This is a genomic window from Methylobacterium sp. Leaf399 (assembly GCF_001424525.1).
Classification (GTDB): domain Bacteria; phylum Pseudomonadota; class Alphaproteobacteria; order Rhizobiales; family Beijerinckiaceae; genus Methylobacterium.
Window position 1 is genome coordinate 337,866 of sequence record NZ_LMQK01000012.1, and the last position, 12,106, is coordinate 349,971.

Here is a 12,106-nt window from a genome sequence, read left to right on the forward strand (position 1 = left end):
CGAATGGTCGCGACAACCCCGATTCCGATGTGCCTGGTGTGGAGCGACCGCTTGGCGACCCGCCAAAATGCGGTATGGGCGCGCATGATTTCAGGCTTGATCCATGTCGCCAGACCCGGTGATGCGCTTGCCGTCGATCGCCTCGCGGATTCGCTGGCCGCCCTCGTGGCGGGCGTGGCGGCCGGGCTCGTGGGTGATGCGGTGATCGTCGTGCCGACCTCCACCGAGGCCATCGAGGCCGTGGCGGAGGCCACAGGGGCCACCCTGGTGGTGCGCACCCGCGGCGCAAGCCCCTGGACGGCGGGTGCCAGGATAGCGCGGCGCGAGTGGGTGCTGTGCCTGGAGGCCGGCGACGTCCTCGCGGAAGGCTGGATCCGCACCCTCGACCGGTTCATCGGCATGGCCCGGCCCGACGTCGCTCTGGGCAGGCTGCGGCGACCTCACACCCGGCTTCCGATCCGTCTGGCCGCCCGCGGTGAGGCTGTGGTCGGCGTCAGCCGGCCGCGCCCGGGCGATCTCGTCCGACGCGACCGTCTGCTCGCCGAGCCCACCTTCTCGCCGCGCCTGCGTCCACGCCGGCTCTCCGCGCGGATCGATCGACCCTGAGCGGGATCAGACGCTAATGGTGGCCCCCCGGCGCAAATGTTCGTCGAGGCGCGGCATGATCTCAACGAAGTTGCAGGGGCGATGCCGGTAGTCGAGTTGGGCGGCCAGGATGCCGTCCCAGGCGTCCCGGCAGGCGCCGGGGGAGCCCGGCAGTACGAAGATGTAGGTGGCCCCGGCGACACCGGCGGTGGCGCGCGACTGCAGCGTCGAGGTTCCGATCTTGTCGTAGGAGATGCGGTGGAACACCGCCGAGAAGCCGTCCATCCGTTTCTCGAACAGGGGCTCGAGGGCTTCCGGGGTGACGTCACGGCCGGTGAAGCCGGTACCGCCGGTGGTGAGAACCACGTCGATGCCCGGGTCCCGCACCCATTCCTCGACCCGCGCCCGGATCGCCGGGACCTCGTCGGGGACGATCCCGCGGGCGGCGAGGCGATGACCGGCCGCGGTCAGTCGCTCCGTGAGGAGATCGCCGGAGCGGTCGTCCTCGGCCGTCCGTGTGTCCGAGACGGTGAGCACGGCGATGGCCAGGGGAACGAAGGTGCGGGTCTTGTCGGAGGCGACCATGGGACGGTGTCCTCGAAGGAAGAAAGGCCGTGCCGGACCGGCATGACGGCCGCAATGGAATGGACCGCCGCCGGCGGATCTCCCCCGCCGGGTCGCGTTCTCAGTTCGCGGCGGCGCGGAAGGTGTCGCAGGAGCGGGTCTGGCCGCTCTTGTAGCCGGTCATGAACCACCGCATCCGCTGCGCCGACGAACCGTGCGTGAAGGAATCGGGCACGGCATAACCCTGCGACTGCTTCTGGAGCTTGTCGTCGCCGATAGCGCTGGCCGCCTGCATCGCCTCTTCGATGTCGCCCGGCTCGAGCGAATTGAAGCGGTCGTTCGAGTTCTTGGCCCAGACGCCGGCGAGGCAATCGGCCATCAGCTCGACGCGGACCGACAGCTTGTTGCTCTCGACCTGACCGGCCGCCTGCTGGCGGGACTGGACCTTGCCGAGGATTCCGAGCTCGCCCTGGATGTGGTGACCGACCTCGTGGGCGATGACGTAGGCGTAGGCGAAGTCGCCCTTCACGCCGAACTTCGTCTCCATCTCCTTGAAGAAGGTCGTGTCGAGATAGACCTTCTTGTCCAGCGGACAGTAGAACGGGCCCATCGCCGCCTTGGCCGAACCGCAGCCGCTGCGGGTGCCACCGGTGTAGAGCACCATCCCGGTCGGCCGGTATTGCTTGCCGGTCTGGTTGGGCAGGATCTCCTTCCAGACGTCCTCGGTATTGCCCAGGATGGCGGCGGCGAAGCGCCCGGCATCGTCGGCGGGCTTGGTGCCGCGCCTGGCCTGGGTCTGAGGGTCGACCTGTTCCTGACGCGGCGCGCCGCCGCCCATCATCTGCTCGGCGCCGCCGATCAGGACGGCGGGGTTGATGCCGGTGACCCAGCCGATGATGCAAAGGATGACGATGGCGCCGATGCCGAGCCCGCCGGCACCGCCGCCCGGAAAGCCGCCGCCGCCACCCTCGCCGCGGCGGTCCTCGACGTTGTCCGACGAGCGAAAATCTTCCCAGCGCATGTCGAGGCTACCACCTGTGTCCGGACGTCTGGTCGGGCCGGCGTCGCACGGAGTAATTCCCGCGCGAGCGTGACGGTTCCGTCGGCCCTCGCCCTAGCGGGCTCAGGCCTTGCCGTCGAGGGCGTTGCGCAACAGGCGGAAGTCGCGCCACGCGAGCCGCTTCTGCAGCGGCTGGCGCAGCAGATAGGCCGGATGGAGGGTCGCCAGGGCGCGGATCTCGCGCTGTCCCACCCGGTAGGGATAGAAGCGGCCGCGCGCCTTGAGGATGCCGTCCTTCGTCCCTGTCAGCGCCTGCGTGGCCGGGCTGCCGAGGCAGACGATCAGGTCGGGATCGGCCAGCTCGATCTGACGCTCGATGAAGGGCCGGCAGATCGCCACCTCCTGCGGTGTCGGGTTGCGGTTTCCCGGCGGCCGCCACGGCACGATGTTGGTGACGTAGGCGCGGGTCCGATCGAGGCCGATCGCCGCCATCATCCGGTCGAGGAGCTGGCCCGAGCGGCCCATGAACGGCTTGCCGATCCGGTCCTCGTCGGCGCCGGGCGCCTCGCCGACGAACATCAGCTTCGCGGCGGGGTTGCCGTCGGCGAAGACGAGGTTCTTGGCTGTGAATTTCAGCGGGCATCCGTCGAAGGTGGCGAGCAGGGCTTCGAGGTCGGCCAGCGTCGCGCAATCCTTGGCCTTCGCCCGCGCATCGCCGGCCGCCGCCTCGGGCATGGCGGATGCCGACCGGCCGAACGTCTGCTGCCGTGGCGGATCGACCGGCGTCCCCCGGTCGGGCAGCGGCTGCCTTTGCGGGGCGGGCCGCTCGACCTCCCTCCGCTCGAGGCGCGGCGCGGGGATCGGATCGACTTCGGCGAAACGGTCGTGCGGACGCTCGTCGAGGGCCAGATCGACCCCCGCCTCGGTGTAGAAGTCGAGACAGGCGGTCAGGTCGCGCCGTTCGTCGTGGGCCTCGGTCATGGCATCCTATCTGGCGCCCACCGCGGCTGTGGACAACCGCCGGACCGTGAGCCGGGCGCCGTAGACTGGTCTTTTGTACGCCACTCCTGCGACGGTTGAGAAGGCGACGACCGACTTGCCATTGCACCCTGGAATGGGTTGAGAGTGAGGGACGAAGGGCGCGGTGGCCGCAACGGTCCCGAGCGTCGCGACCAAGAGACCATTGGGCAAGGAACATCGGGAATGGCGCTGCCGGAACGCGAGGGGATGGATTTCGACGTGGTGATCGTGGGCGCGGGGCCGGCCGGGCTCGCCGCTGCCATTCGCCTCAAGCAGCTCTCCGCCGAGACCGGGAACGAGATCAGCGTCGTCGTCGTCGAGAAGGGCTCGGAAGTCGGGGCGCACATCCTGTCGGGCGCCGTCGTGGATCCGCTCGGCCTCGACCGGCTGATGCCGGAGTGGCGCGACGATCCCGAGCGGCCGCTCAAGACCGCCGTCGAGCGCGACGAGTTCATGATGCTCACCAAGAACAGCGGCGTGACGATGCCGAACCTGTTCTTTCCCAAGTTCATGAGCAACCACGGCAACTTCGTCGGCTCGCTCTCCAACGTCACGAAGTACCTCGGCGCCAAGGCCGAGGCCCTCGGCGTCGAGGTCTATCCGGGCTTCCCGGCGTCAGAGGTGCTGTTCGACGACCGCGGGGCGGTGGTGGGCATCGCCACCGGCGACCTCGGCATCGGCAAGTCCGGCGAGCCGCGCGACGACTACACCCGCGGCATGGAGCTGCGCGGTAAGTACACGGTCTTCGGCGAGGGCGCGCGCGGTTCGCTCACCAAGTCGCTGATCGCCCGGTTCGACCTCGCCGCCCAAAGCGACCACCCGAAATACGGTCTGGGCGTGAAGGAGCTCTGGCAGCTCAGCCCCGACACATTCCAGCCCGGCCTCGTCCAGCACACCATGGGTTGGCCGTTGCCCAACAAGGCCGGCGGCGGCTCCTGGCTCTACCATTTCGACGACCACCTGCTCTCCGTGGGCTTCGTCACGCACCTGAACTACGAGAACCCGACCCTGTCGCCGTTCGAGGAGTTCCAGCGCTTCAAGACCCACCCGATGATCCGCGAGGTGTTCGAGGGCGCCAAGCGCATCGGCTACGGGGCCCGCGCCATCATGGAGGGCGGCTGGCAGTCGGTGCCCAAGCTCGTGTTCCCGGGCGGCTGCCTGGTGGGCGATTCCGCCGGCTTCGTGAACGTGCCCCGCATCAAGGGCTCGCACAACGCCGTGCTCTCGGGGATGCAGGCGGCGACGGCCATCGCCGCGGCGCTGGCCGCAGGCCGCCGGGGCGACGAGCTCACCGACTACGACACCGGCTGGCGCGACAGCGACATCGGCCGCGACCTGAAGCCGGTGCGCAACGTCAAGCCGCTGTGGTCGCGCTACGGCACCCTCGTCGGCGTCGGCCTCGGCGGCCTCGACATGTGGGCCAACACGATCTTCGGGGCCTCGCCCTTCGGCACCCTGGCGCACGGCAAGCCCGACCACGCCTGCACCAAGCCGATCGCCGAGGTGACGCCGATCGTCTACCCGAAGCCCGACGGCGTGCTGACCTTCGACCGCCTGTCCTCGGTCTACCTCTCGAACACCAACCACGAGGAGGACCAGCCGCCCCACCTCACCATCGGCGACATCGGCCTCCAGAAGAGTTCGGAGCACGACGTCTACGGCGGTCCCTCGGCGCGCTACTGCCCGGCCGGGGTCTACGAATGGGTGGCGGAGGCCGCCGCCTCGCAGGGCGTGCGCTACCAGATCAACGCCCAGAACTGCGTCCACTGCAAGACCTGCGACATCAAGGACCCCAACCAGAACATCAACTGGGTCACGCCCGAGGGGCCGGGCGGGCCGAACTACCCCAACATGTAATGGTGGGCGGTGGCGCCTTCTCGCGCGCCATCCTTTCGCCTCGCCGTGCTGGCGGGAAGACGGTGCCGCTCTGGCCGGAAGATGGCCTTGCGGCCCTGGCGGGAAGAGTCCAGTCTCCGCCGCCATTCCCCGCCGGTCCCTCAGGGCCGGCGCCGCTAACCGTGACCGGTGCCCATGAACGGAAGACCGATGACCGCACGCGCTGCTCGCCGGACCCTGTCCGTCCTCTCGCTCCTCGCATCGGTCGCCGTTGTCGGCGCGCCGGCCCTGGCGATGCAGCCACGGGAATCGGCGCCGATCTCGAGTTTCGAGCCGGCGGAATCCCTCGAAGGCAACTTCCTCTCGGCCTACATCGCGGGGGCCTCCCGCGACACGGCGGCAGCCGCCACCTTCTACCGCGAGGCGCTGAAGGCCGACCCGCGCAATTCCGAACTGCAGGAACGCGCCTTCATCTCGCTGCTCGCCGACGGCGCTCTGCCCGACGCCTTCCGCACGGCCGAGCGCCTGACCGCCCGCGACGGATCGAACGGGCTCGCCCAGCTCGCGCTCGGCGTTCGTCAGATCAAGGCCGGCCAGTTCGCCCAGGCCCGCCAGAACTTCGCCCGCAGCGGTCGCGGTGCCGCGGCCGACCTCACCGGCACGCTCCTGTCGGCCTGGGCCTACGCCGGCGCCAACGACGGCAGGCGGGCGCTGGAGACCGTGTCCAAGCTCAAGGGCGAGCGCTACTACAACACCTTCCGCGACTACCACGCCGGCCTGATCGCCAGCGTGGTCGGCGACCAGGCCGAGGCCGAGCGCCGGCTCAAGGCCGCCTACGACGCCGACCACAACACCCTGCGGATCGTCGACGCCTACGGCCGCTTCGAAGCGCAGGCCGGCCGCACCGACCTGGCGATCCAGGCCTACACCGAGTTCGACCAGTTGATGGCTCGCCACCCCATCGTGCGCGACGCCCTCGACCGCCTCAAGGCGGGCAAGCCCCTCGGCCGCCTGATCACCAACGCGCAGGAGGGTGCCGCCGAGGTGCTCTACGGGCTCGGCTCGGCCGGCTCGACCCAGGGCGACGAACTGCCGGCGGTGGTCTACCTGCGCCTCGCCCTCTACCTCGCTCCCGATCACGCCCTGGCCCGCCTGACCCTGGCCGATCTTCTCGACCGGATGAAGCAGACCGAGCGGGCCAACGAGGCCTATGCCCAGATCCCGGCGACCTCGCCGCTGCGGCTCAATGCCGACATCCAGGTCGGCCTGAACCTCGAACAGATGGGCAAGGGCGACGAGGCCCTGGCGCATCTCGACGCGGTCATGAAGGCGCACCCCACCGATATCGACGCGGTGACAGCCCTCGGCAACGTCCAGCGGTCGCGCAAGAAGTACGCGGAGGCCGCGGCCACCTACAGCCGGGCGATCGAACTGATCGGCGACCGGCCGGCGGCGAGCTACTGGACCACTTTCTACTTCCGCGGCACCGCCTACGAGCGGGCCAAGGAATGGTCCAAGGCCGAGGCCGACCTGAAGAAGGCTTTGGAACTCGTGCCGGCCTCCCAGCCCGGCGCCCGCGCGCAGGTGCTCAACTACCTCGCCTATTCCTGGGTCGACCAGAACCTGAACATCGACGAAGCCTTCACCATGCTCAAGCAGGCGGTGGACGCCAGCCCGCGCGACGGCATGATCATCGACAGCCTCGGCTGGGCCTACTTCCGCCTCGGCCGCTGGGACGACGCGGTGCGCGAACTGGAAAAGGCGATCGAGCTGAAGCCCGGCGACCCCACCATCAACGACCACCTCGGCGATGCCTATTGGCGGGCCGGGCGCCGGCTCGAGGGCAAGTTCCAGTGGCAGCACGCCAAGGACCTGAACCCGGAGCCGGAGGATCTCGAAAAGATCAACGCCAAGCTCAAGGATGGCCTGCCCGAACTCGACAAGCCCGCGGCGACCGCCGAGAATCCCCCGGCCGAGGCCGTGAACCCCGAGCTTCCCAAGGGCGCTCCCGCTCCGAGCGAGCCCCCGGGAGCGGCCGACAAGAAGAGCGGCGGCTGAAGCTCCGCCCGGCTTGACCTCGTGGCGGGCGTCCGGCCATAGCCGGGCGCCCGGCGGCGTCGCCGTCCTCGATCCTCCGAGTGCCCGTGTCCCGTCTCGTCACCCGTGCTCCGGCGAAGGTCAATCTGACCCTCCATGTCCTCGGTCGCCGCGAGGGGGACGGATATCACGAGCTCGAGAGCCTGGTCGCCTTCACGGGGGCCGGCGATACGCTGAGCCTCGATCCCGGCCCGGAGCTCGCGCTGACCGTCTCCGGCCCGACCGCGGGGCCCGCAGGGCCCCTCGACGACAACCTGGTGATCCGGGCGGCCCGTCATCTCGCCGAGGCCGTTCCGGGCTTGCGCTGGGGGGCGTTCCACCTCGTGAAGCGGCTGCCGGTCGCCGCCGGCATCGGCGGCGGCTCCTCCGACGCCGCCGCCGCGTTGCGGCTGCTCGCCGGCCTCAACGATCTGGCCGTGACCGACCCCGCCGTGCGGCTTGCCGCCGGACGGACCGGTGCCGACGTTCCCGTGTGCCTCGAGCCGACGGCCCGGATGATGCGCGGGGCCGGCGAGACCGTGAGCGACGCCCTCCGCCTGGCCCCCCTCCCCGCGGTCCTCATCAATCCCGGCGTCCCGGTGGCGACGGCACCGGTGTTCCGTGCCCTCGGCCTCAAGGTCGGGGCCCGCAACGAGGGTGCGCCTCACCCCGTCCTCGTCGCTGATGCCGGCGTGGATGCGACTCTCGCCGCCCTCGCACCGGCCCGCAACGACCTGGAGGCGCCCGCCCTTACCGTGGCCCCGGTCATCGGCGACGCGCTCAGCGCCCTGCGCGACGAGCCCGGCTGCCGGCTCGCGCGCATGTCGGGTTCGGGCGCGACGGTCTTCGGCGTGTTCGCCGATCGCCGTGCGGCGGTTCGCGCCGCCGCGCGGATACGCTCGCGGCAGCCGGAGTGGTGGATCATATCGGCGTTACTGCGTTGACGGCGGTCGGATCCTTGGCCTCCTCCGGACTATCGCTCCATCGAGACTGATATCCGTCGCCGCCGGACTGTACGACGTGCCTCCGGCATTCGATGAAGGAAGGGCCGGCCCTCGTTTACGCTCGCGAAAGAGTCCGCTGCCTAAGACTGGGGCAACAGGAGCGACGAATGAGCGACGATCGATCTGCCTCGTGGGCCGAGGGGGAAGCGCGGGAGCTCCTGTCGCTGATGATGATCGGCGTCTGTGTCTGGATCGTCGGTACGCAGCTCGGGGTCTTCAAGATCCTGCTCGAATTCACGGCGCTGCACGGGCTCGAACATCTCCTGATGCTCGCCATCTGCATGTCCCTCGGGATCGGGGTGGCAGCCGTGCGCAAGTCGTTCAAGCTGCGTCGCGTCATGGAGGCGCGGGACGGCGCCCAGGCACAGGCGGAGTCGGTGGCCCGCCACGACGTCCTCACCGGACTGGCCAACCGCCGTCTCTTCAAGGAGACCCTCGATGCCCGCCTCGCCTCCGCTGAGGGTATTCCGAGCATCGCCGTCATCCAGATCGACCTCGATCGCTTCAAGCCCGTCAACGACGTCCATGGCCATGCCGCCGGCGACGCCGTGCTCTGCGCCGTGGCCGACCGGCTGCGCGGGCTCCTGCCCCCCGGCAACACCGCGGCGCGGCTCGGTGGGGACGAGTTCGCGCTGCTGTTCGACTACGGCGCCGACACCGAATCGGTGAGCCGGCTCGCCCAGCAGATCATCACCAGCCTTTCGCAGCCGATCCCGTGGGGCGCAGGCCGCCTGGAGATCGGCGCCACCATCGGCATCGCCCTGGCGAGCGTCGAGACCGTCACGTCGGAGACCCTGCTGCATGCGGCCGACGTCGCCATGTACCAGGGCAAGCGCGACGGGCGCAGCACCTACCGGTTCTTCCAGCTCGAGATGGGGCACGCCCTCAAGATCCGCGCGCTTCTCGAACAGGACCTGCGCGCCGGCATCGCCCGCGGCGAGATCGAGCCCTTCTACCAGCCGGTGGTGGCGCTGCCGGGCCGCGAGCTGATCGGCTTCGAGGTCCTGGCGCGCTGGCGTCATCCCGAGCACGGCCTGATGAACCCGAGCGACTTCATCACGCTCGCCGAAGAGACCGGCATGATCGCCGACCTGTGCTGGTCGCTGATGCGCCAGGCCTGTCGCGATGCCCGCTCGTGGCCGCAGCACCTCCAGCTCGCCATCAACATCTCGCCGCTGCAGTTGCAGGACAAGCAGATGCCCGAGCGCGTGCTGGCGATCCTGACGGAGACCGGCTTCGCTCCCAGCCGCCTGGAGATCGAGATCACCGAGACGGCCCTCGTCAACGATCTGGAAGCCGCCCGCGTCGCCCTCAAGTCGCTGCAGAACCTCGGCGTGCGCATCGCGCTCGACGATTTCGGAACCGGTTATTCGAGCCTCTATCACCTGCGCGAGCTGCAGTTCGACAAGCTCAAGATCGACCGCAGCTACGTCGCCTCGATCCCGCTGGGTTCGGAACGAGCCAAGCTCGTCGATGCGATCATCGCGCTGGGCTCGAGCCTCGGCCTCCTGACCACGGCCGAGGGAATCGAGACGGCGTCGAGCGTCGACTGGCTCGCAGACCAGGGCTGCACCTACGGCCAGGGCTTCCTGTTCGGAGCGCCCATGGGCAAGTCCGCCACCGATGTCCTCCTGGCCGAATGGTCGGACGAGAGCGGCAAGGTCGTGCTCGACGGAGCGGCCGAGGCCCAGCGTCAGTTGAAGGCCGGCGCGCTAAGGGCGTCCGCGGCCTGACGGGAAATCCGGCGCGGGCGGACCTGCGCAGTCGTGCGATGCCGCCGGCCGCCCGGCTCAGTGCGCCCGCGCGATGCAGAAATCCACGACCTGGAGGAGCGCCGCCTTCATCGGGCCGTTCGGGAACAATGCGAGGGCATCGCGGGCCATGGCGCCGTAGTGGCGGGCGCGCTCGATGGTGTCGTCCAGCGCCCGGTGCCGATGCAGGATCGCCAAGGCGGTATCGAGGTCGCCCTCCGCCAGCGCCCCCTGCTCCAGGGTCCGGCGCCAGAACGCCCGCTCCTCGTCACTGCCGCGCCGGAACGCGAGCACGACCGGCAGGGTGATCTTGCCCTCTCGAAAATCGTCGCCGACGTTCTTGCCCAACGAGGCGCTGGTGCCGCCGTAATCGAGGGCGTCGTCCACGAGCTGGAACGCGATGCCCAGGTTCATCCCGTAGGACCGGCAGGCGGCCTGCTCGGCCCGGGGGCGGTCGGCCAGCACCGGTCCGACTTCGCAGGCGGCGGCGAACAGCTCGGCCGTCTTGGCGCGGATGACGGCGAGGTACTCGTCCTCGCTGGTCTCGGTGTTCTTGGCGGCGGTGAGCTGCATCACCTCGCCCTCGGCGATCACCGTGGCGGCGGCCGAGAGGATATCCAGCGCTCGTAAGCTCCCGACCTCCACCATCATGCGAAAGGCCTGGCCGAGCAGGAAGTCGCCGACCAGCACGCTGGCCTCGTTGCCCCACTTGATCCGCGCCGCCACCCGGCCACGGCGCATGTCGCTCTCGTCGACCACGTCGTCGTGCAGGAGGGTGGCCGTGTGCATGAACTCGACGCTGGCCGCGAGCTTAACCGCACCTTCGCCGTGGCCGTAGCCGCACAGGTCGGCGGTCGCCAGGGTGAGGATCGGCCGCAGGCGCTTGCCGCCCGACGCGATCAGGTGGTTGGCCACCTCCGGGATCATCGCCACGTCGGAGCCGGTGCGGGACAGGATCGTCGCGTTGACGCGCTCCATGCCCTTGGCCACCAGGGCGACGAGATCGTTCAGGCTCGCTTCCGGATCGGAACGGGCCTCATCGAAGGGAACAACGACACCCAATGGGCCAAGCCTCCATGCTGAGCGGTCGGCGGCGGAGCCCGCGCTCCAACCGTCAGGCTCCCATGGCACGCGGTCCCCGCGCTCGCAACACGCAGCATGCCGCAAGGAAAAAGGCTAAGCTTTTCCCGTGTCGCGGCCCGCGCCAGCCGAGTCGACACGACCGCCGGGGGAGCTTGAGCATGACGGAACTGATCCGCACAAACGACATCGTCCTGATCGGTTTCGCCCAATCCCTCCTCGACGGCGCCGAGATCCCGGTCCTGGTGGCCGATACCCACATGAGCCTGATGGAAGGGTCGATCGGCGCGTTCTCACGGCGCCTGCTCGTGCCCGACGACCTTGCCCTCCAGGCCCGGCGCCTCCTCACGGACGCCGGCCTCGCCCACGAGTTGCGCGCACCGTGACGATGGCGGACCCCGACGCCTGGCTCGGTGGACGCCTGCATCTGCACCAGCCGCCGCCGGGCGCGCATCGGGCCGGAACCGATGCGGTCCTCCTGGCGCATCTCGTGGCGCCGGAGCCGGGCAGCACCGTCTGCGATCTCGGCGCGGGCGCCGGTGCGGTGGGGCTGGCGGTCGCCGCGCTCAATCCCGCTTGCCGGGTCGTCCTGGTGGAACGCGAAGCCACCCTCGTCGAACTGGCCCGCGCCAATGTTGCGTTGAACGGGCTCGGCGACCGCGCCTCCGTCATCGAGGCCGATATCCTGGCCGCCGCGACCGCGCGCCATGCCGCCGGCCTCCTGCCGGGACTGGCCGACCTCGTCGTGACGAACCCGCCCTATTTCGACGAATCGCGGCATCGCCTGTCGCCGGTCGCGGGCAAGCGCGATGCCCACAGCTTCGGCGCCGGTGACCTCGATGGCTGGCTGCGCACCTGCACCGATGTGCTCGGGCCCAAGGGCCGGCTCGGCCTGATCCATCGGGCCGATGCCCTGGAGCATTGCCTGGAGGCCTTGCGCGCCCGCTTCGGCGGTCTCGCCATCCGCCCGGTCCATGCCCGTGCCGACCGGCCCGCGATCCGCATCCTGGTGACGGCGACCAAGGCCAGCCGTGCTCCCACCAGCCTGTTGCCGCCTCTGGTGCTGCAGCAGGCGGATGGCCGCTTCACCCCCGAGGCGCAAGCCCTCCACCGCGGCGCGGGTCTTCCCACGGCCTGAGTCTGCGGCGACGCGGGGGCACCCGCGGTCGTCGCCCGCCGTGGTAAGCCGC

At 69.9% G+C, this 12,106-nt stretch carries 11 protein-coding genes; 7 read left to right on the plus strand and 4 right to left on the minus strand.

The window, feature by feature from the left end:
• Positions 1-84: 84 nt before the first annotated feature.
• The gene (locus ASG40_RS09660; protein WP_055884252.1) at positions 85-606 is read left to right on the plus strand and encodes a hypothetical protein; all 522 of its coding nucleotides are present in this window, start codon (positions 85-87) and stop codon (positions 604-606) included.
• 6 nt (positions 607-612) lie between these two features.
• Here ASG40_RS09660 and moaB read toward each other — a convergent pair whose 3' ends face one another.
• The 3 genes from moaB to ASG40_RS09675 all read right to left on the minus strand — a co-directional run bounded on the left by moaB (position 613) and on the right by ASG40_RS09675 (position 3,130).
• A complete protein-coding gene (moaB, locus tag ASG40_RS09665; protein ID WP_055884255.1) occupies positions 613-1,170 on the minus strand; it encodes a molybdenum cofactor biosynthesis protein B in 558 nt (185 codons plus the stop codon).
• A 100-nt stretch (positions 1,171-1,270) separates the two neighbouring features.
• Complete coding sequence (gene ypfJ, locus ASG40_RS09670; protein ID WP_055884261.1) at positions 1,271-2,170, minus strand: KPN_02809 family neutral zinc metallopeptidase; 900 nt, start codon at positions 2,168-2,170, stop codon at positions 1,271-1,273.
• A 102-nt stretch (positions 2,171-2,272) separates the two neighbouring features.
• Complete coding sequence (locus ASG40_RS09675; protein WP_055884265.1) at positions 2,273-3,130, minus strand: uracil-DNA glycosylase; 858 nt, start codon at positions 3,128-3,130, stop codon at positions 2,273-2,275.
• A 222-nt stretch (positions 3,131-3,352) separates the two neighbouring features.
• Here ASG40_RS09675 and ASG40_RS09680 point away from each other — a divergent pair, with 222 nt between their 5' ends.
• The 4 genes from ASG40_RS09680 (at position 3,353) to ASG40_RS09695 (ending at position 9,818) form a co-directional block, all read left to right on the plus strand.
• Positions 3,353-5,026 (plus strand): electron transfer flavoprotein-ubiquinone oxidoreductase, encoded by a 1,674-nt coding sequence (locus ASG40_RS09680; protein WP_055884267.1) that lies wholly within the window; start codon positions 3,353-3,355, stop codon positions 5,024-5,026.
• Between the two features lie 189 nt (positions 5,027-5,215).
• Positions 5,216-7,063, plus strand: a complete 1,848-nt coding sequence (locus tag ASG40_RS09685; protein ID WP_055884273.1) for a tetratricopeptide repeat protein — start codon at positions 5,216-5,218, stop codon at positions 7,061-7,063.
• Positions 7,064-7,149: 86 nt separating this feature from the next.
• Positions 7,150-8,025: a 4-(cytidine 5'-diphospho)-2-C-methyl-D-erythritol kinase gene (locus ASG40_RS09690; RefSeq protein ID WP_055884730.1), complete on the plus strand. Its 876-nt coding sequence runs from the start codon at positions 7,150-7,152 to the stop codon at positions 8,023-8,025.
• 167 nt (positions 8,026-8,192) lie between these two features.
• A complete protein-coding gene (locus ASG40_RS09695; RefSeq protein WP_055884276.1) occupies positions 8,193-9,818 on the plus strand; it encodes a putative bifunctional diguanylate cyclase/phosphodiesterase in 1,626 nt (541 codons plus the stop codon).
• A gap of 57 nt (positions 9,819-9,875) precedes the next feature.
• Here ASG40_RS09695 and ASG40_RS09700 read toward each other — a convergent pair whose 3' ends face one another.
• Complete coding sequence (locus ASG40_RS09700; RefSeq protein WP_055884278.1) at positions 9,876-10,898, minus strand: polyprenyl synthetase family protein; 1,023 nt, start codon at positions 10,896-10,898, stop codon at positions 9,876-9,878.
• A 179-nt stretch (positions 10,899-11,077) separates the two neighbouring features.
• Here ASG40_RS09700 and ASG40_RS09705 point away from each other — a divergent pair, with 179 nt between their 5' ends.
• Both ASG40_RS09705 and ASG40_RS09710 read left to right on the plus strand, forming a co-directional pair.
• Positions 11,078-11,302, plus strand: coding sequence for a putative signal transducing protein (locus tag ASG40_RS09705; RefSeq protein WP_055884281.1), 225 nt, complete (start codon positions 11,078-11,080; stop codon positions 11,300-11,302).
• A 2-nt stretch (positions 11,303-11,304) separates the two neighbouring features.
• Positions 11,305-12,054, plus strand: a complete 750-nt coding sequence (locus tag ASG40_RS09710) for a tRNA1(Val) (adenine(37)-N6)-methyltransferase (protein WP_055884284.1) — start codon at positions 11,305-11,307, stop codon at positions 12,052-12,054.
• Positions 12,055-12,106: the final 52 nt, after the last annotated feature.

Excerpts from the sequence above, each read along its gene's own strand:
- ASG40_RS09675 (WP_055884265.1), bottom strand. The coding sequence starts at position 3,130 with ATGACCGAGGCCCACGACGAACGGCGCGACCTGACCGCCTGTCTCGAC.
- moaB (WP_055884255.1), bottom strand. The coding sequence starts at position 1,170 with ATGGTCGCCTCCGACAAGACCCGCACCTTCGTTCCCCTGGCCATCGCC.
- ASG40_RS09695 (WP_055884276.1), top strand. The coding sequence starts at position 8,193 with ATGAGCGACGATCGATCTGCCTCGTGGGCCGAGGGGGAAGCGCGGGAG.
- ypfJ (WP_055884261.1), bottom strand. The coding sequence starts at position 2,170 with ATGCGCTGGGAAGATTTTCGCTCGTCGGACAACGTCGAGGACCGCCGC.
- ASG40_RS09685 (WP_055884273.1), top strand. The coding sequence starts at position 5,216 with ATGACCGCACGCGCTGCTCGCCGGACCCTGTCCGTCCTCTCGCTCCTC.
- ASG40_RS09680 (WP_055884267.1), top strand. The coding sequence starts at position 3,353 with ATGGCGCTGCCGGAACGCGAGGGGATGGATTTCGACGTGGTGATCGTG.
- ASG40_RS09710 (WP_055884284.1), top strand. The coding sequence starts at position 11,305 with ATGGCGGACCCCGACGCCTGGCTCGGTGGACGCCTGCATCTGCACCAG.
- ASG40_RS09705 (WP_055884281.1), top strand. The coding sequence starts at position 11,078 with ATGACGGAACTGATCCGCACAAACGACATCGTCCTGATCGGTTTCGCC.
- ASG40_RS09660 (WP_055884252.1), top strand. The coding sequence starts at position 85 with ATGATTTCAGGCTTGATCCATGTCGCCAGACCCGGTGATGCGCTTGCC.